The sequence below is a fragment of the Bradyrhizobium sp. CB2312 genome (assembly GCF_029714425.1).
In the GTDB taxonomy this organism is placed as follows: domain Bacteria; phylum Pseudomonadota; class Alphaproteobacteria; order Rhizobiales; family Xanthobacteraceae; genus Bradyrhizobium.
Genome location: NZ_CP121668.1, coordinates 6755652 through 6774518 on the forward strand (window position 1 = coordinate 6755652; position 18867 = coordinate 6774518).

The window sequence follows — 18867 nt, forward strand, 5'->3', positions numbered from 1 at the left end:
GACGGTCATCCATCTCCGCCCTGCGCGTGATCAGGTGTAGCCCTTGCTCTTCTTCCACTCGGCTTCGAGCTCGAAGATGGTCTTCCAGTCGCCGGCCTTGACCTCCGGCACATAGGGCTCCTGCGGGATCGTGGTGCCCCAGCCGATGGCGTAGCCGACCAGGGTGTGGTCGTCGCCGCGCATCGTCACTGTGCCGTCGGCGCCGAACGGGCACTTGATGGTGAGACCCTTCAGCGCCTCCGCGATCTTCTTGCCGTCGGCGGAGTTCGCCTTCTTCGCGGCTTCCGCCATCAGCATGATGGCGGTGGCGTTCTCCCACGACCAGTTGGTCGGATATTCATTGTACTTGGCCTTGTAGGCGTCGCCCCAGGCGGCATTCTCCGGCGTGGTCGGGAACGTCTTGATGTAGCGGTTGCCGGAGTGGATGCCCTTGGGCAGGTTCTTCACCACGGTGAGCGCGGTGTAGTCGGCCATGTTGACCGCGAACACCTCCATCTGGCCGAACATTGCGTAGATGTTGGCCTGGTCGATGTAGGAGGTGAGATCGCCGCCCCACAGGCAGGAATAGAGCGCTTGCGGTTTGGCCTGCAGGATCTTGGTGACCACCTCGGTATAGTCAGGCTGAAACAACTTCGGCCAGGACTCGCTGATGATCTCGACCTCGGGCGCGAAGCGCTTCAGGTACAGCGTGAACTCCGCCGTGGTGTCGCGGCCATAGGCATAGTCGGGCGAGCAGGTCGCCCATTTCTTCAAGCCCTTCGCCTTGGCGATCGCTGCGGCATAGCTGCCGCCGACGATGGAATCGTGCACGCCCTGGCGCGCGGTGCGGAACGCATTGGGAATGTGCTGCTTGGGGTCCGCGGTGAGCGACGAGGTCTCCGAATTGGTGTGGATGCAGAACACGCCGAGATCGCGCGCAACCTCGTGGACCGCGAAGGCGCCGGAGGAGGCTTCGGCGTCGATCATCAGCTCGCAGCCATCGGTGTTGACGAGCTCGCGCGCGACGCGGGCGGCTTCCTGCGGCTGGCCCTTGGAGTCGCGGATCACCATCTCGATCTGCCGGCCGGCAAGGCCGCCAGCGGCGTTGACTTTCTCGACCTCGAGCATCACCGCGTTGCGGGACGAGGTGCCGAGCTGCGCGACACGACCTGACAGGATCGTCGGCATGCCGATCTTGATGGTCTTGGCTTGCGCACGCGCCACCCACGGCGCGGCAACACTCATCGCGCCGGCGCCCATCAGCGCCAGTGTTGAACGGCGGCTGATGCCCGGCGTGCGGGTTCTCGTCATTTTCCCCTCCCTCTTTCGGGTCGGCGTTCCAGTCCCTTGTCGAAGATCGTCTCGTCTCCGTGTTCCCAAGGATTTCAGAGGCAGGGGGTGACGTCAAGCCAAAGATGAATTATGAGTCAGAATTCATCAAGGTAGGAAACGAGGCCGGCAATCGGCCCGAAACCGCAGAATGATCAACCTTTCGAGCTTCATCGCCTTTCATGCCCGGCGAACGCCGGACCGGCCCGCGCTGAAATATCGCGGCGAGGAGATCCCCTACGCGACGTTCGATGCGCGCATCCGGCAAGTGGCTGGCTGGCTCGCGTCGCAGGGCATCGGCGCCGGCGATGTCGTGGCGGTGCTGATGAAGAACAGCGCGGCGTTCCTGGAGCTGGTGTTCGCCACCAGCCATCTCGGCGCGGTGTTTCTGCCGATCAATTTTCGCCTCTCGCGCGACGAGGTCGGCTACATCGCCGGCAATGCCGGCGCGCGGCTATTGATCGTCGACGAGGAATTGGCTGCGAACGCAGCGGGCGCGAAGGTCGTCGTGCTGAGCGAGGCCGCGCAGCAAAGCGTCACGCATCTCGCAGGCGATGCGTCGCCCGCGTCCATGCACGTCCGCGCGCGATCCGATCTGATGCGGCTGATGTACACGTCCGGCACGACCGACCGCCCCAAGGGCGTGGTGCTCTCGTACGATAATTTCTACTGGAAGTCGGCCGACCAGACGATCGCGCTCGGCCTCAGTGCCGAGACGCGCCTCCTCGTCGTCGGTCCGCTCTATCATGTCGGCGCCCTCGACCTGCCCGGCATCGCCGTGCTCTGGCATGGCGGCTTCATCCGCATCGAGCGCAACTTCGAACCTGAGACGGCGCTTGCGGCGATCGCCGAGGACAGGCTCAACGCCGCATGGTTCGCGCCTGTGATGACGACGGCAATGCTTACCTGCCCCACGCGCGATCGCTACGACGTCTCCAGCCTGAGATGGGCGATCGGCGGCGGCGAGAAGACGCCGGAGGTGCGCATCCGCGCGTTCTCGGAATTCTTCCGCAACGCGCGCTACATCGACGCCTATGGCCTCACCGAGACCGTCGGCGGCGATACTTTCATGGAGGCTGGTCGCGAGATCGAGAAGATCGGCTCGACCGGGCGCGCCATCGCCCATGTCGAGATCGAGATCCGCGACGAGGAGGGTAAGAGGCTGCCACCGAACGTCAATGGCGAGATCTGCCTGCGCGGCCCCAAGATCACGCGCGGCTATTGGAAGGATCCGGAGAAGACCGCATCGGCCTTCTTCGGCGACTGGTTCCGCAGCGGCGATATCGGCTATCTCGACGAAGAGGGCTTCCTGTATCTGACCGACCGTAAGAAGGACATGATCATCTCCGGCGGCGAGAATATCGCCTCCTCCGAGGTCGAGCGCGTCATCTACGATCTGCCTGAGGTGCGCGAGGTCGCCGTCATCGGCCTGCGCGATCCGCGCTGGGGCGAGCGTCCGGTCGCCATCGTCGTGCTCGCTGAAGGCGCGAGCCTCGAGCTCCCTGCCCTCACCGAGCACTGCCGCGCGCGACTGGCGAGCTTCAAGGTACCGAAACAGCTGATCATCCGCGACAGCCTCCCCCGCAATCCCAGTGGCAAGATCCTCAAGCGCGTGCTGCGCGCCGAGCTGGAGACTCCTGAATGACGCAGACGAACGCGAACGCCAAGGTGACCAAGCTCAACCGCGTCGAGCGCAACGCCTGGACCAAGCAGAAGATCTTTGACGCCGCGACCAAGATCGTCGGCAAATATGGCTATGCCGAAGCCTCCGTCGCTCGCATCACCGAAGAGGCCGGCGTCGCGCAGGGCACCTTCTACAACCATTTCGAGAACCGGCAGGAGCTGCTCGACCAGCTGCTGCCGAAGATCGGCCTCGACATGGTCGAGTTCATCCGCGCCCGCACCGGCACGGCGGATGCGGCGCTGCAGGAAATTTCGCGCTTCTCCGCCTTCTTCGACTTCATCCGCGAAGTGCCGGAATTCCTGCGCATCCTCAACGAGGCCGAGTTCTTCGCGCCCACCGGCTACCAGAAGCACCTCGACAACATCTCGACAGCCTATGTCCGCATTCTGCGTCGCGCGCGAACGGCAGGCGCGATTCACGATTACAGCGACGAGGAATTCGAGGCCATCGTCCACATGCTGATGGGCTCGCGCGGCTATCTCAGCCGCCGCTATTCCTATTCGGACGGCGGCGTCACCGCCGTGCCCGACCACGTCATCTCCGCCTATCGCAAGCTGATGACGCGCGGCCTCTTCACTGCATCCGGGGACACGCCATGAACATCGCATCTCCACACAAGCCGCTCGACCTCGCCTCGGCGATTGCCGAAGCCGACATCCGCTGCCTGCTGATGGTGCTGATGCACATGACGGGCGACGAGAAATGGCTCGAGCCGCCGTACCTGCCCAAGCGCGACATCCGCCTCATCCCCGACCCCGAGGCCGGCGTGCCCCGCGAGATCCAGGACGAGATCCGTGCCGCCGTGGTGACGCTCTTTGCCGGTGGCACGCCAAAACCTGTCATTACCGATCCCGGCGAGGAGCTGCTGCTCAGGATGATGCGCGCCTGCCTCGGCGAGAACGTCGCGCCGGAATATGCGCCGCTGATGCGCGAGGAGATGGGCTTTGTGCCGCGCGAGGCGCGCTGGACCAAGCGGCCCGCCGACGAGAAGCTTGCGGAGCAGCACGTGCTGATCGTCGGCGCCGGCGTCTGCGCCATCGCGCTGGGCGTCGCGCTTGGCCATCTCGGCATCCCCTACACCATCGTCGAGAAAAACGACGAGCTCGGCGGCACCTGGTGGATCAACCGCTATCCCGGCTGCGGCGTCGACACGCCGAACCACTCCTATTCCTACTCGTTCGGCTCGGGCAATGCATGGACGCGCTATTTCTGCCAGCGCGAGGAGCTGCTCGGCTATCTGCTCAAGGTGGCCGACGAATACGGCATCCGCAAGCATCTGCGCGTCAACACCGAGCTGACCTCGTCGCGCTGGGACGAGAGCAAGAAGCGCTGGATATCCACGCTGAAGACGAAAGACGGCGAAGAGATCTTCGAATCCACCGCGCTGGTCAGCGCGATCGGCCAGCTCAATGATCCTTCGCGGGCGCACTTCCAGGGCGAAGAACTCTTCAAGGGCACGATCCTGCATTCGGCGCTGTGGTCCAGCGACATCAATGTCGACGGCAAGCATGTCGCCGTAATCGGCACCGGCGCGACCTCGATGCAGCTGGTGCCGTCGATCGCCGGCCGCGTCGCGTCAGTCACGGTCTATCAACGCAGCGCGCAATGGGCGCGGCCGGTGAAGGGCTATTCCGACCCGATCACCGAGGGCGCGCGCTGGCTGCTGGCGCATCTGCCGTTCTATGTGCAGTGGTATCGCTTCAACATGTTCTGGCGCTACGGCGACGGCCTGCTGCCGTTCCTGCGCAAGGACCCGGCCTGGCCGCATCCCGAGCGCGCCGTCAACAAGGGTAATGACCGGCACCGCCAGGAGCTGACCGATTTCATCCTGTCCGAACTGCAGGGACGGCCGGACCTGATCGAGAAATGCGTTCCGACCTATCCGCCCTACGGCAAACGCATCCTGCTCGACAACAACTGGTTCAAGACCTTGAGGCGGGACAATGTCGAGCTCGTCACCGATACGATCGACCGTTTCGACGAGAGCGGCATCATCACCGCCGACGGCAAGCACCGCCCCGCCGACATCATCGTCGTCGCCACCGGCTTCAAGGTGACGGAGATGGCCGCGCGCCTCAACATCAGCGGCCGCGGCGGCAAGGATTTGCGGCAGGCCTGGGCCAACGACAATCCGACCGCGTTCCTCGGCCTCACCGTGCCTGATTTTCCCAACTTCTTCTGCATGCTCGGCCCAAATTCCGGCCCTGCCCATGGCGGCAGCGTCATCTTCCAGTCGGAATGCCAGAGCCGCTACATCTCGGCCTGTCTCGCCGAGATGATCGAGCGCGATATTGCCGCGATCGACGTTCGCCCCGACGTGCTCGACGATTACGTTCGCAAGGTTGACGTCGAGCACGAGGCCATGATCTGGACCCATCCGGGCATGAGCACTTACTACCGCAACTCAAGTGGCCGCGTGTTTTCGGCCATGCCGTGGCGGTTCGTGGACTACTGGCGCATGACGCATGACCCCGATTTGGGGCAATATAGGCTGACGAAGGCGTAGACTGGAGGGAGTGCCCAATGCCCAAGCCGATCGTCCGCGTCTACACCGACTACAAGAGTCCCTACGCGTTCGTGGCCAACAAGCGCCTCTTCGAACTTGAACAGACGCATGGGGTCGAGCTCGAATGGCTGCCCTACACGCTGCGTATCGCCGAGTTCATGGGCAAGGTCGAGGAGCGCACGCCGCATTTCTGGCGCAAGCTGCGCTACGCCTATATGGACGCGCGGCGCTATGCCAATGCGCAAGGGCTCGTCATGAAGGGCCCGCGGCGAATCTACGACGCCTTCTATTCCAGCGTCGGCATGCTGTTCGCGCAACGGCACGGCCTCTTCCGCACCTACCACGACACGGTGTTTCGCAAATTCTGGAGCCATGAGCTCGAGATCGACGATTTGGCCGCAATCACTGAAATCATCACCTCGTGCGGCGGCTCGGCGAGCGAATTTGAAGCCTATGTCAACGGCCCTGCCCGCGCCGAGCACGACCGCATCATCGACGAGGCCGAGGCACTTGGTGTGTTCGGCGTGCCGACCATGGTGTTCAACGGCGAGCTGTTCTGGGGCGGCGACCGCATCGACATGCTGATCGAGCGCATCGAGAACCCCGAGACGATCGCGGCGGCGCTCGGCAGCCGCCACCGCAAGCCAGATTGAGAGCTGCCCTAAGCCGCGAGCCCGCTCTCCACCGGAGCAAACTCGAGCCCGAGGCTCTCCGCCACCGCCTTGTTGGTGATGCGGCCGCGATGCACGTTCAGCCCATTGCGCAGATGCGGATTCTCCAGCACCGCCGCAAAGCCCTTGCTCGCGAGCATCAGGCCGAACGGCAGCGTCGCGTTGTTCATCGCCTGGCTGGAGGTCACCGGCACCGCGCCCGGCATGTTGGCGACGCAGTAGTGCACGACGCCGTCGACTTCGTAGGTCGGATCGGTGTGCGTGGTCGGATGCGAGGTCTCGAAGCAGCCGCCCTGGTCGATCGCGACGTCGACCAGCACCGCACCCGGCTTCATGGATTTCAGCATCGCGCGCGTGACGAGCTTCGGCGCGCTGGCACCCGGCACCAGCACGGCGCCGATCACGACGTCGGCGGCGAACACCTCGTCCTCGACCGCCTCGATGGTCGAAAAGCGGGTGCGGACTCGCCCGAGAAAGACGTCATCCAGCTGGCGCAGGCGTGGAATTGAGCGATCGATCACCGTGACTTCGGCGCCAAGACCCGCAGCCATGCGCGCGGCCTGCGTTCCGACCACACCGCCGCCGAGCACGACGAGGCGCGCCGGCTGCACACCGGGCACGCCGCCCAGCAGCAGTCCGCGACCGCCCGCGGATCGCTTGAGCGCGGCGCCAGCGGCCTCGATCGCGAGGCGGCCGGCGACTTCGCTCATCGGCGCCAGCAAGGGGAGCTGACCGGCCGCGTCGGTGACGGTTTCATAGGCGATCGCCGTACAGCCGGAAGCCAGCAAGCCCTTGGCCTGTTCAGGATCCGGCGCAAGATGCAGGTAAGTGAACAGGATCTGGCCTTCGCGCAGCTGGGCCCATTCGCTCTTCTGCGGCTCCTTCACCTTCACGATCATGTCGCATGCGGCGAAGATGTCGCGCGCGCTCGCGGCGACGGTGGCCCCTGCCCGCTGATAAACCTCATCGGACGCGCCGATGCCGCTGCCGGCGCCGGTCTCGACCGTGACCTGATTCCCGGCCGCGACATATTCACGGACCGCGCCCGGGGTGAGCCCGACGCGATATTCCTGCACCTTGATCTCCTTGGGCACACCGACGCGCATCTTCAGCTCCCTTGTCAACGCATTGATTCCGTTGTTGATCGTAGCGACGGGGCCGGTTTGGTTTCGTGCAAATATCCGCTAGGTTTGCCACATGCGCGCCGGTTTCCGGCGCGGAAGCGCCCTTTCACGCCGGAAACAAAACCTTGGCCCTCGACCGGAAAGATCTCGCCATCCTCGCGGAACTCACCACCAATGCGCGGGCCAGCCACACCGAGCTCGCCAACAAGGTCGGGCTATCCAGCACCGCGCTGGCGCGGCGGCAGAAGGCGCTGGAGGACGACGGCTACATCCAGGCCTACCAGGCCGCGCTCGATCTCAACCAGTTCGGCCTCACCACCACCGTGCTGGTCCGCATCGCGCTGGAGAGCCAAAGCGACGAGGCGCTGAAGGCGTTCGAGGCCGAGGTGGTGAAATGCCCCTCCGTCGTGCGCTGCTTCCTGATGTCGGGCACCGACGACTACATCCTGATCGTGCTCGCCCGCGACATCCAGGATTTCGAGCGCATCCATCGCACCGAGTTGTCGCGCCTGCCGCGCGTCGCGCGGGTGCAATCGAGCTTTGCGCTCCGCGAAATCGTCAACCGCGCCGTGCCGACGGTGGTGTTCGGCGAGGCGAAGCGGTAGCTCTTTTCCCTTTCCCGTTCTTAGGGGCTGGCACGGCACAGTGAATTGGGGGTCGCGGAGAGTTTCCCCTCTACGCAATCCGCGCCGGCCCCCTCGCTGTCATAGAACTGTCATCGAATGTGCAGAGACCTGTCGGTCTCGCACATTCGGGACACGCCATGGACTATTTCAAGCGCTTCAACTTCCTGTTCGCCGCACCTGCGTTCGACGCCGACGACCTCGAGGGTCTCCGCTTCAACCAGATCATTGAGGAGATCCAGCGCTCCGGCTTCGAGGTGGTCCGGGCCCGCAAGCTGGAAGACGCCGAGATCGCGGTGCAGACCGATGCCGCGATCGGCTGCATGGTGGTGGACTGGGGCAAGAAGGGCCTGGAAGGCAGGACCTCGGCCCTGATCAACCTGATGCGGCGCCGCGGCCTCGACTTCCCGATCATCCTCTTGATCCGGCGCAAGCGCTTCGAGGACCTGCCGGTCGAGGTGCTCGACTTCATCGACGGCTATGTCTTTCTCTCCGAGGAGACGCCGACCTTCATCGCCAAGAACCTGATCAGCCGGCTCAAGCAATATGCCGAGACGCTGAAGACGCCGTTCTTCGGCGCCCTCGTCGACTATGCCGAGGAAGGCAACCAGCTCTGGACCTGCCCGGGTCACAACGGCGGCGTGTTCTACAACCGCAGCCCGATCGGCCGGGTCTTCGTCGAGCATCTAGGCGAATCCGTGTTCCGCGACGACCTCGACAATTCGGTGCTCGATCTCGGCGACCTCCTCACCCATGAGGGGCCGGCGCTGAAGGCGCAGAAGGAAGCCGCGCAGATCTTCGGCGCGGAAAAAACCTATTTCGTGCTCAACGGCACCTCGACCTCGAACAAGGTCGCGCTCGGCGCCCTCGTCACCGACGGCGACCTCGTGCTGTTCGACCGCAACAACCACAAGGCCGCCCATCACGGCGCGCTGATGATCAATGGCGGCATCCCGGTCTATGTCCCGACCGTCCGCAACGCCTGGGGCCTGATCGGCCCGATGCGGTGGGACCTGCTCGACGAGAAGGCCTTGCGCGAGGCGATCCGCAATCATCCACTGGTGACCGACAGGGACGCCTGGCGGAAGGAGCGGCCGTTCCGCGTCGCCGTGGTCGAGCAGTGCACCTATGATGGCTCGATCCATAGCGCCGAGATGATCCTGAAGCGCATCGGCCATCTCTGCGAATACATCCTGTTCGACGAGGCCTGGGCCGGCTTCATGAAATTCCACCCGCTCTATGCCGGCCGATTCGCCATGGGCCTCACCAACCTTCCGCCCGAGGCGCCCGGCATCATCGCGACGCAGTCGACCCACAAGCAGCTCGCGAGCTTCTCGCAGGCCTCGCAGATCCACATCAAGGACCGCCACATCCGCGGCCAGAAGCGGCGCGTCGAGCACCGTCGTTTCAACGAAAGCTTCATGCAGCACGCCTCGACCTCGCCGTTCTACCCGCTGTTCGCCTCGCTCGACGTTGGCGCGCAGATGATGAAGGGCCGCTCCGGCGAGGTACTCTGGGACGACACGATCCGCCTCGGCATCGAGCTGCGCAAGAAAGTCCGCGCGATGCGCCGGGAGTTCGAGGAAAAGGAGCAGAATCCGGACCGGCGCTGGTTCTTCGAACCCTTCGTGCCGGATCGCGTCGCCATTCCCGACGTCAGCCGTCCCGGCGCCGCGCACAACGTCGCCTGGGAGTCGCTCTCCACCGACGAGCTCGCCACCAATCCCGCGCTCTGGCAGCTCTCGCCCGATACAAACTGGCACGGCTTCCCCAATCTCGCTGAAGGCTTCGCCATCACCGACCCGAACAAGCTGACGCTGCTGACCCCCGGCTTCGACCGCACGACCGGTGCCTATGCCGAGCACGGCATCCCCGCGCCCGTCGTCGCACAATATCTGCGCGAGAACCGCATCGTCCCCGAGAAGAACGACCTCAACTCCCTGCTCTTCCTGCTCACCCCCGGCGTCGAGGCGAGCAAGGCCGGCACGCTGATCTCCGGCCTCGTCGCCTTCAAGAAGCTGCATGACGACAATGCACTGCTGGCCGACGTCATCCCGGAGTTCTACCAGCGGCGGCAGGCGCGCTATGCCGGCGTGCGGTTGCGCGATCTCTGCGCCGACATGCACCGCTTCTTCCGCGCCGCCGACGTCAGTGCGCTCCAGGCCCGGCAGTTCATGCCCGAGCATATGCCCGAGATCGCGATGTCACCCCGCGATGCCGCACGCTATCTGTTCAAGAACGACGTCGACTATCTGCCGATCGAGGCGATCGCGGGCCGCATCGCCACCACGCCCTTCGTGGTCTACCCGCCCGGCATCGCCACCATCGTGCCCGGCGAGCGGCTGACGGAACGGGCCAAACCCATGGTGGATTATCTCAAGATGTTCGAGACCTGCTTCAACACGTTCCCCGGTTTCGATGTGGAAATCCAGGGCGTCTACAAGGAGATCGATGCGCAGGGACGTATCGGGCTCTATACTTACGTCGTTGCCGAGTAGGTGCCGATGAACGAAACAGCTGTGCGCGCGAGTGAAGAACCTGTCCTGGTCAGGCCGTCACGCGAGAGCGATGTCGAGGCGATGCTGGCGATCTACCGCCATCACGTCCGCAACGGCGTGCCGCGCGACGTCGAGGGAACCGGCGCCCCGGAGCCGGACGATTTGCGCGACCGTCGCAAGAATTTGAAGCAGACCCGCCTGCCGCACCTGGTCGCGACCTGGCGCGGCGAGGTCGTCGGCTACGCCTATGCAGTGCTATTTCGCAAGCGGCCGGCCTATCGCTACACCGCCAAGCACTCGATCTATGTCCACCACGAGCATCTCGGCCGCGGGGTCGGACGGCTCTTGCTCGGCGAATTGATCGACGCCTGCGCCGCGGCCGGCTTCCGCCAGATGATCGGCTATATCGATGCCGACAATGCGCCCTCGCTGGCGCTGCACGAGAAGTTCGGCTTCGTGCGCGCCGGCCTGCTCTGCGGCGTCGCCTATCGCCACGGCCATTGGTCCGACACCGTCATGGTGCAGCGCTCGCTCGGCGCGGGCGCAACCTCTCCGCCGTCGCTCACGGCACCCGGACGCTAAACCTCAGGACGGATAGTCAGCCGGTCTGACCTGGATGCGGTCGGCATGCAGCGACCAGTGAAGCAACGCCTGGTCCTTGCAAAACTTTGCTTTCGCCCGTTCTTTGGCTTCGTTCTCATCGCAGGCGTCGACCTCGAGGGTGCCCTGGCAAACCTCGATTTCCCGGCCGTGGCCGAGCACGTCCTTCATGAACCTCACGACATAAGTGGACATGGAACCTCCTGCCTACCCCGGCGGCACTCTAATCCCATTTAGGCCGGATAGGGGAAGGAGATTTTGACGCGGATCAAGGTCGGCGATGGTTCCCGCCGCCAAAGGGAGGCTTCGAAACGATCCGTCAGCAATCACGTCTTGATATCGAGGAGCGTGTCTTCCGTCTCGGCGTAGGCTTGAATGACCTTCGCGTTGGCAATGAAGCTGTACTTTGCTGTCGCCAGCTGAGCGAACTCATTGGCGAGATCGACATTCGGTGCGGCGACCAGGCCATCCTGATTTGCGAAGGGAGCGCTCGGGTCGGATTGCGCGGTATAGCTTGGCGAAACCGCCGACACGGTCGCGATCGTACCGCCGGGCGCCGAGCCGCTCGATTGGGAGACCTGATCGACGCGCAGCGGCACATAAGCGGTAGGATACGTCGGAGCAATGCCCGAGCTGGCCGCTGTGCTCGGTCCGCCTGATGCTGGAAGCGGCCCGGTCGTGTTGACGTTGGCGATATTGCTGGCGGCCACGTTCACGCGCAGGCTCGCCGCAGAAAGTCCGGATGTCGCAATCGAGAGTATGCTCATGCCCCCTGATCTACAGCACAAGTCATACGTGTTCATTCACCGCATCGGTAAAATCCGCCGCTTTCTGTTTTCAGCCTCGTAACCAACGATCGGAGCCCGATCAGACTTCGCGCGCGTTCCCTACCTCGGCGTCACGCCAAAAGCCTGCTTGAAGCGCTCGACATAGCGCGGCCAGACTTCGGGATTGATGATGCGAGGCGGGCGCTTGCCGTCGAGCGTCTCGAGCACCTGCTCGGCGGCGATGCGGCCCATGTTCTGACGCGCCTCGATGGTGACGCCGGCGGTGTGCGGGCTTGCCAGCACATTGTCCAATTGGAGCAGAGGATGCTCCGGCGGCGGCGGCTCCTTGGACCAGACGTCGAGGCCGGCGCCGGCAATGCGCTTGTCGCGCAAGGCCTGGAGCAGCGCATCCTCATCGTGGATGAAGCCGCGCGCCGTGGTGATGAAATAGGCGTGCGGCTGCATCAGCGCGAATTCGCGCGTGCTGATCATGTTGCGGCTGCGCTTGTCCAGCGGGCAGGAGATCGAGACGAAATCGGCGCGGCGCAGGAGCTCGTCGAGCTCGACCTTCTCCCCGCCCCGCTCGGCCATCACCTCGGCCGATAAATACGGGTCGTAGGCCAGCACCTTCATGCCGAGCAGGCCCTTGCACAGCGCGGCAATCCTCTTGCCGACATTGCCGAGACCGATGATGCCGACGGTTTTGTGCTCGATCTCGTTGCCGACGAGCTCGTTGCGGTTGACGTTGGACTCCCTGCGGAGCCTGCGGTCGGACTGGATGATGCGCTTGGACAAGGTCAGCATCATCGCCAGCGCGTGCTCGGCAACGGAATGGGCGTTGCCGCCGGACTGGTTGACGACCAGGACACCCGCATCCGTGCAGGCCTCGACGTCGACCGGATCGAAGCCGGCGCCATTGCTGGAGACGAGCAGGAGGTTCGGCGTGCGCTTCAGGAGGGCGGCGTCGACATGGAAGTGCGGAGCCAGTTCGTCGCGGGCCGCGCCGATCTGGTAGACATGGGCTGCGCTCACGATCGGCGCGTAAAAGTCCTCGGGGCTTTCGTTCTCGATGCGATCGAGCCGGACGTCGGGCCGCGCCTTCAGGATGTCGATATAGATCGGATTGGCCAGATACTTGACGTAGAAGACGCGCTTGCTGTTGACGGACATCGGTATCCTTCCGGCTCTCTCATGGAGACCCGCAAGGCCAGCGCAATCTGTGCCCCGTCCATGCGTCCCTCCCGTTTCTCATTGTCGCCGCTTATGCCATGGCGGTGCCGGCAACAGCAGGCCGTCTGGCGCAGATCACGGTGCCGACCCGGACATGTTGACAATCCCGCTGCCTGCGTCAAGTTCGGCAGACCGCCGCGACGGCCGGAACCAAGAAGCATGCGCGGCTCGAGGGAGAACGCAATGGCGACTGCAGAACAGCAGGCCCAGGCAGCACAGGGGTCCGGCGACAAGAGCTGGCACGGCATCGTCCTGCAGACCCTGAAGCGGAACGAGATCAGCCTCATCCCTTACGTGCCCGACCGCGTGCTGACGCCGCTGATCAAGAATTTGCACGCCGATCCCTTCTTCACGACCTTCGCCACCGCCCGCGAGGAGGAGGCCGTCGGCATCGTCTCCGGTGCCTGGATGGGCGGACAACGCGGCGCGGTGCTGATGCAGACCTCAGGCTTCGCCACGCTCGCCAACGTACTCGCTTCGCTCGCGGTACCCTACCAGATCCCGCTGATCATGTTCGTGTCCGAGCGCGGCACGCTCGGCGAGTTCAATTACGGCCAGTCGCTGGTCTGCCGCACCATGCGCCCGGTTCTGGATTCGCTCGCGATGGAGCACCACACCATCACCCGGCTCGACGAGCTCGAATTCATCGCCGACCGCTCGATCAAGCAGGCCGTCACGACGCAGGCGCCGGTGGCGCTGATCCTCAACCCGCTGCTCACCGGCGGCAAGGTTTTCGACAAGTGAGTGCGGCCATGGACAATCGCAATACCAAGGTCATGAACCGCTTCGACGTCACCTCGCGCCTGATCGCAAAGCTCAAGCACGAGGAAGCCGTGATCGGCGGCATCGGCAACACCAATTTCGATCTCTGGGCCGCCGGCCATCGCCCGCAGAATTTCTACATGCTGGGCAGCATGGGCCTCGCCTTCCCGATCGCGCTTGGCGTCGCGCTGGCGCAGCCAGACCGCCGCGTCTTCGCACTCGAAGGCGATGGCTCGCTGTTGATGCAGCTCGGCGCGCTCTCGACCATTGCGGCGTTGAAGCCGAAGAACCTCATCATGATCGTGATGGATAACGGCATCTACCAGATCACCGGCGCGCAACCGACGCCGGCTGCGAGTGTGGCCGACATCGTCGGCATCGCCACCGCTTCGGGGCTAGCCAACAGCGCCTGGGCCGCAGACGAGGACGATTTCGAGCGCCTGGTCGACGAGGCAATGTCCCGCTCCGAGCCCAGCCTGATTGCGGTGCGCATCGACGACAAGCCGGGGGTTGGCACCACCCGGCGCGACCCCGTGCAGATCCGGGAGCGCTTCATGCACGGCCTCGGCGTGCGCGAGCCACTTTAACGTTCCGTCATTAACTACACGGCGATCTGATCCATATCCGGTAACAGGCCGTTGCAAATCCGTGCTATCGGCGCCGGATGTCCATTCTTGTTCGCCTGTTCGCCTGGCTTCTTGCGGCCGCCGTTACCTTTGCGACCCTGGGACCGCCGACCCTGCGGCCGCATTCCGACCTCGGGCAGGACGGCGAGCATGGCCTCGCCTTCGTCCTGGTCGGGCTGGCCTTTGGCGTCGCTTACAGGAACCGCCGCGGAGCCGTTACCGCTATCGCAGTGGCCCTGATCGGCGTGCTCGAACTGATGCAGTTGTGGGCACCGGGACGGCATGCACGGCTTGAAGATTTCCTGGTCGATGCCGGCGCGGCCTGCATCGGCTTTGCCCTCGCCGCCGCAGCCGATTGGGCGCTCGCGCGCCTTCGCGCTGGTCCCACCCTGACAAGCCAAGGCCCCGCGGAGTGATGCTCCGCAGGGCCCGATCTTCACAGCCTACGCTTTGATCAATCGATGATCTTGACCACGCGGCGCGTGCGCGGCTCGACGATCACGCGGCGATCGTTCACGACCGCGTAGCGATACTCGGTGTAGTTCGGCACCGGGCGCAGCACCACGGTCGGGGGCAGCGGTTCGCCGACCACGACGCGCTCATGGATCACGACAGAGTCATCGCGGGGGATTCCGCCCAGCACTGCATTCGGAATTTCGAGACCGGCGCCGACGGCCGCGCCGACGGTGCCGCCGACCATCGCGCCGACCGGTCCGCCGATGTCGCCGCCCGCACGCGCGCCGTCCCTGGCGCCCTGTTCGGTCGTCGACTGGGCAAAGGCTGCGCTAGACGCCAGCAGCGACGCGGCAGCCAACGAAATCGCAAGACGGGTCTTCATGTCCACACTCTCCAGTGTTGTTGTGCGCCTTCAACCGCGGGGCCGGAGCATTGTTCCGGTTCCGCCGCGACGAAAGAAGCATCAAATCTGCAGAGTGTTACCGCGTAACAGTTCAGGCCGCGGCGATCTCGTGGCCTGCCATCAGTTCCAGCGCCCGCACCATCGCGGAGTGATCCCAGGCCTTGCCGCCATGGGCGGTGCAGGACGAGAACAATTGCTGCGCCACCGCCGTGCTCGGCAGCGACAGGCCGAGCGAGCGCGCGCCTTCCAGCGCGAGGTTGAGATCCTTCTGATGCAGCTCGATGCGGAAGCCGGGCTCGAAGTTGCGCTTCACCATGCGCTCGCCATGCACTTCGAGTATCCGCGACGAGGCGAAACCGCCCATCAGCGCCTTGCGCACCAACGCCGGATCGGCACCGGCTTTCGATGCGAACAGCAGCGCCTCGCTCACCGCCTCGATCGTCAGCGCGACGATGATTTGGTTGGCGACCTTGGTGGTCTGGCCATCGCCATTGGCACCGACATGGGTGACGTTCTTGCCCATCTTGTCGAACACGCCCTTCATGGTGCTGAAGGCGCGCTCGGGACCGCCGACCATGATGGTCAGGCTCGCAGCCTTCGCCCCGACCTCACCGCCCGACACCGGCGCGTCGAGATAGTCCGCGCCGAGCGCCTCGATCTTCTTCGCGAACTCCTTGGTCGCCAGCGGCGAGATCGAGCTCATGTCGACGACGATCTTGCCTTTGGAGATGCCGGCCGCGACGCCGTCCTTGCCGAACAGCACGGCCTCCACATGCGGCGTATCCGGCACCATGATGATGACCGCATCCGCCTCCTCCGCGACCTGCTTTGCTGATTTGCAGGCGACGCCGCCCGCAGAAATCAGCTCAGGCGCGACCGGCGCGACGTCGTGCAGCAGAACGCGATGACCCGCAGCCAGAAGGTGGCCGGCCATCGGCCGTCCCATGGTGCCAAGTCCGATGAAGCCGATGTCGATCATGTCCAGATTTCCTCAGGTCTCAAAAGTCTGCGCGGCGTGCCAGGACAGGCCTTCCAGCGTCGTGGTGCGCGGCTTGTATTCGCAGCCGATCCAGCCCCGATAGCCGATCGCGTCGAGGTGGCGGAACAGGAAGGGATAGTTGATCTCGCCGGTGCCGGGCTCGTGGCGGCCGGGATTGTCGGCGAGCTGGATGTGCGCGATCTGCGGCAGATATTCCTGCATGGTGCGGGCGAGATCGCCCTCCATGATCTGCATGTGATAGATGTCGTACTGGATGAACAGATTGTTCGACCGCACTTCTGCGATCAGCTGCACCGCCTGCTCGGTGCCGTTGAGATAGAAGCCGGGAATGTCGAGCGTATTGATCGGCTCGACCAGCAGCTTGATGTTCTCCCGCGCCAGCGTCGAGGCGGCGAAGCGCAGGTTTCCGACCAGCGTCTCCTGAAGCTCGCGCGGATCGGCGTCGACAGGCGCGATGCCGACGAGGCAGTTGAGCTGGTCGCAATCGAGCGCCTTGGCATAGTCGATGGCGCGGAACACGCCATCGCGGAATTCACTGACGCGATCGGGCAGGATTGCGATGCCGCGCTCGCCGGCCGCCCAATTGCCGGCGGGGAGATTGTGCAACACCTGGGTCAAACCATGCGCTTCGAGCTGCTCGCGGAGCTGCGCCTTGTCGAAATCATAGGGGAAGAGATATTCGACCCCGGCAAAGCCCGCCGCCTTCGCCGCGGCAAAGCGGTCGATGAACGGCATCTCGTTGAAGAGCATGGTGAGGTTGGCGGCAAATTTCGGCATGATGCTCTCCCCTATTCCGCCGGCTGCAACACGCCAGGCTGCTTGGTTCCGACCTCGTCGAGCGGGAGATCCAGCACCTCCTCGAACTCGACGATGTTGTCGATCTCGGTGCCCATCGCGATGTTGGTGACGCGTTCGAGGATGAACTCGACCACCACGGGCACGCGGTGCTTCGCCATCAGCTCGCGCGCGGTCGCGAACGCAGCCTGCGTGTCCTTCGGGTCCGTGACGCGGATCGCCTTGCAGCCGAGCCCTTCGGCCACCGCGACATGGTCGACGCCGTAGACGCCGATCTCCGGCGCGTTGATGTTCTCGAACGAGAGCTGGACGTGATAGTCCATGTCGAAGCCCCGCTGGGCCTGACGGATCAGGCCGAGATAGGAATTGTTCACGACGACGTGGATGTAGGGCAGATTGAACTGCGCCCCGACCGCGAGCTCCTCGATCAGGAACTGGAAGTCGTAATCGCCCGACAGCGCGACGATCTCCCGCTCGGGGCACGCCGCACGCACGCCGAGTGCCGCCGGCAGCGTCCAGCCGAGCGGCCCCGCCTGTCCGGCATTGATCCAGTTGCGCGGCTTGTAGACGCCGAGGAACTGCGCGCCGGCGATCTGCGACAGGCCGATCACGGTGACATAGGTGGTGTCGCGGCCGAACGCCTTGTTCATCTCCTCATAGACGCGCTGCGGCTTGATCGGGACGTTGTCGAAATGGCTCTTGCGCAGCATGGTCTTCTTGCGATCGCGGCAGGCCGCGGGCCACGCCTGGCGCTCGCGGAGCCTGCCTGACCGGCGCCACTCCCTGGCGACGGTGACGAAGAGTTCGAGCGCAGCCTTGGCGTCCGAGACGATGCCGAGATCGGGATTGAACACCCGCCCGATCTGGGTCGGCTCGATGTCGACATGCACGAATTTGCGGCCCTTGGTGTAGGTCTCGACCGAGCCGGTGTGACGGTTGGCCCAGCGATTGCCTATGCCGAGCACGAAGTCGGATTCGAGCAGCGTCGCATTGCCGTAGCGGTGGCTGGTCTGGAGGCCGACCATGCCGGCCATCAGCACGTGATCGTCGGGGATCGCGCCCCACCCCATCAGGGTCGGCACGACCGGCACGTTGGCGATCTCGGCGAATTCGACCAGCAGGTCCGAGGCATCCGCGTTGATGATGCCGCCGCCCGCCACGATCAGCGGCCGCTCGGCCGCGTTGAGCATCTCAAGCGCCTTCTCGACCTGCTTGCGGGTCGCGGTCGGCTTGTAGACCGGCAACGGCTCGTAGGTCTCGTCGTCGAACTCGATCTCGGCGAGCTGGACGTCGAGCGGCATGTCGATCAGCACCGGTCCCGGCCGGCCCGAGCGCATCACATGAAACGCCTGGCTGAACACGCGCGGCACCAGCGCCGGCTCGCGCACAGTCACAGCCCACTTCGTCACCGGCTTTGCAATCGACTCGATGTCGACGGCCTGAAAGTCTTCCTTGTAGAGCCGCGCGCGCGGCGCCTGGCCGGTGATGCAGAGGATCGGGATGGAATCGGCAATCGCCGAATAAAGCCCGGTGATCATGTCGGTGCCGGCCGGCCCCGAGGTGCCGATGCAGACGCCGATATTGCCGGCCTTGGCGCGGGTATAGCCCTCGGCCATGTGCGAGGCGCCCTCGACATGGCGCGCCAGGATGTGGCGGATCGACCCGCGCTTCTTCAGCGCCGAGTAAAGCGGATTGATCGCCGCCCCGGGAACACCGAAGGCAGTCGAGATGCCTTCCTTCTCCAGAATTCGCACGGCAGCATCGACAGCGCGCATCTTCGCCATATCGGACCTCGCTTTGGCTTAAGTCAGCGA

General features: G+C 64.5%; 19 protein-coding genes. 10 read left to right on the top strand and 9 right to left on the bottom strand.

The window, feature by feature from the left end:
* Positions 1-30: 30 nt before the first annotated feature.
* Positions 31-1290: an ABC transporter substrate-binding protein gene (locus QA642_RS33000; RefSeq protein ID WP_283080615.1), complete on the bottom strand. Its 1260-nt coding sequence runs from the start codon at positions 1288-1290 to the stop codon at positions 31-33.
* A 169-nt stretch (positions 1291-1459) separates the two neighbouring features.
* On the opposite strand from QA642_RS33000, the gene QA642_RS33005 reads away from it, so the two are divergent.
* Genes QA642_RS33005 through QA642_RS33020 form a run of 4 tightly spaced genes read left to right on the top strand, consistent with a single transcriptional unit; the run spans position 1460 to position 6151 of the window.
* Positions 1460-2953, top strand: coding sequence for an AMP-binding protein (locus QA642_RS33005; RefSeq protein WP_283080616.1), 1494 nt, complete (start codon positions 1460-1462; stop codon positions 2951-2953).
* Positions 2950-3591 (top strand): TetR/AcrR family transcriptional regulator, encoded by a 642-nt coding sequence (locus tag QA642_RS33010; RefSeq protein WP_283080617.1) that lies wholly within the window; start codon positions 2950-2952, stop codon positions 3589-3591. Before QA642_RS33005 ends, QA642_RS33010 begins: the two co-directional genes overlap by 4 nt.
* Positions 3588-5498 (top strand): NAD(P)/FAD-dependent oxidoreductase, encoded by a 1911-nt coding sequence (locus QA642_RS33015; protein WP_283080618.1) that lies wholly within the window; start codon positions 3588-3590, stop codon positions 5496-5498. Before QA642_RS33010 ends, QA642_RS33015 begins: the two co-directional genes overlap by 4 nt.
* A gap of 17 nt (positions 5499-5515) precedes the next feature.
* Positions 5516-6151 carry a DsbA family protein gene (locus QA642_RS33020; protein WP_283080619.1) on the top strand — a complete coding sequence of 212 codons (636 nt, stop codon included), beginning with the start codon at positions 5516-5518 and terminating at the stop codon, positions 6149-6151.
* Positions 6152-6159: 8 nt separating this feature from the next.
* Here QA642_RS33020 and ald read toward each other — a convergent pair whose 3' ends face one another.
* Positions 6160-7275 carry an alanine dehydrogenase gene (gene ald / locus QA642_RS33025; protein WP_283080620.1) on the bottom strand — a complete coding sequence of 372 codons (1116 nt, stop codon included), beginning with the start codon at positions 7273-7275 and terminating at the stop codon, positions 6160-6162.
* A 143-nt stretch (positions 7276-7418) separates the two neighbouring features.
* Between ald and QA642_RS33030 the strand changes: the two genes are divergently transcribed.
* From QA642_RS33030 to QA642_RS33040, 3 genes are all read left to right on the top strand, one after another.
* On the top strand, positions 7419-7898 hold the full coding sequence (locus QA642_RS33030; protein WP_027558885.1) for an Lrp/AsnC family transcriptional regulator: 480 nt from the start codon (positions 7419-7421) through the stop codon (positions 7896-7898).
* A 158-nt stretch (positions 7899-8056) separates the two neighbouring features.
* Entirely contained in the window at positions 8057-10414 is a 2358-nt protein-coding gene (locus QA642_RS33035; RefSeq protein WP_283080621.1) for an Orn/Lys/Arg decarboxylase N-terminal domain-containing protein, read from the top strand.
* Between the two features lie 6 nt (positions 10415-10420).
* Positions 10421-10996, top strand: a complete 576-nt coding sequence (locus QA642_RS33040) for a GNAT family N-acetyltransferase (protein WP_283080622.1) — start codon at positions 10421-10423, stop codon at positions 10994-10996.
* Positions 10997-10999: 3 nt separating this feature from the next.
* On the opposite strand, the gene QA642_RS33045 is transcribed toward QA642_RS33040, so the two are convergent.
* The 3 genes from QA642_RS33045 to QA642_RS33055 form a co-directional block, all read right to left on the bottom strand.
* On the bottom strand, positions 11000-11209 hold the full coding sequence (locus tag QA642_RS33045) for a hypothetical protein (protein ID WP_283080623.1): 210 nt from the start codon (positions 11207-11209) through the stop codon (positions 11000-11002).
* A 131-nt stretch (positions 11210-11340) separates the two neighbouring features.
* The gene (locus QA642_RS33050) at positions 11341-11781 is read right to left on the bottom strand and encodes a flagellar basal body protein (RefSeq protein WP_283087025.1); all 441 of its coding nucleotides are present in this window, start codon (positions 11779-11781) and stop codon (positions 11341-11343) included.
* Between the two features lie 120 nt (positions 11782-11901).
* A complete protein-coding gene (locus tag QA642_RS33055) occupies positions 11902-12951 on the bottom strand; it encodes a hydroxyacid dehydrogenase (protein ID WP_283080624.1) in 1050 nt (349 codons plus the stop codon).
* Between the two features lie 243 nt (positions 12952-13194).
* Between QA642_RS33055 and QA642_RS33060 the strand changes: the two genes are divergently transcribed.
* From QA642_RS33060 to QA642_RS33070, 3 genes are all read left to right on the top strand, one after another.
* Positions 13195-13755, top strand: coding sequence for a thiamine pyrophosphate-binding protein (locus tag QA642_RS33060; protein ID WP_283080625.1), 561 nt, complete (start codon positions 13195-13197; stop codon positions 13753-13755).
* 8 nt (positions 13756-13763) lie between these two features.
* Positions 13764-14360: a thiamine pyrophosphate-dependent enzyme gene (locus tag QA642_RS33065; protein ID WP_283080626.1), complete on the top strand. Its 597-nt coding sequence runs from the start codon at positions 13764-13766 to the stop codon at positions 14358-14360.
* 77 nt (positions 14361-14437) lie between these two features.
* Complete coding sequence (locus QA642_RS33070; protein WP_283080627.1) at positions 14438-14815, top strand: VanZ family protein; 378 nt, start codon at positions 14438-14440, stop codon at positions 14813-14815.
* Between the two features lie 38 nt (positions 14816-14853).
* Here the strand turns inward: QA642_RS33070 and QA642_RS33075 are convergent, their stop codons facing one another.
* The 4 genes from QA642_RS33075 to gcl all read right to left on the bottom strand — a co-directional run bounded on the left by QA642_RS33075 (position 14854) and on the right by gcl (position 18837).
* Positions 14854-15237 (bottom strand): DUF1236 domain-containing protein, encoded by a 384-nt coding sequence (locus QA642_RS33075; protein ID WP_283080628.1) that lies wholly within the window; start codon positions 15235-15237, stop codon positions 14854-14856.
* Between the two features lie 112 nt (positions 15238-15349).
* On the bottom strand, positions 15350-16237 hold the full coding sequence (locus QA642_RS33080; protein ID WP_283080629.1) for a 2-hydroxy-3-oxopropionate reductase: 888 nt from the start codon (positions 16235-16237) through the stop codon (positions 15350-15352).
* Positions 16238-16249: 12 nt separating this feature from the next.
* The gene (gene hyi / locus QA642_RS33085) at positions 16250-17035 is read right to left on the bottom strand and encodes a hydroxypyruvate isomerase (RefSeq protein ID WP_283080630.1); all 786 of its coding nucleotides are present in this window, start codon (positions 17033-17035) and stop codon (positions 16250-16252) included.
* 11 nt (positions 17036-17046) lie between these two features.
* A complete protein-coding gene (gene gcl / locus QA642_RS33090; RefSeq protein WP_283080631.1) occupies positions 17047-18837 on the bottom strand; it encodes a glyoxylate carboligase in 1791 nt (596 codons plus the stop codon).
* Positions 18838-18867: the final 30 nt, after the last annotated feature.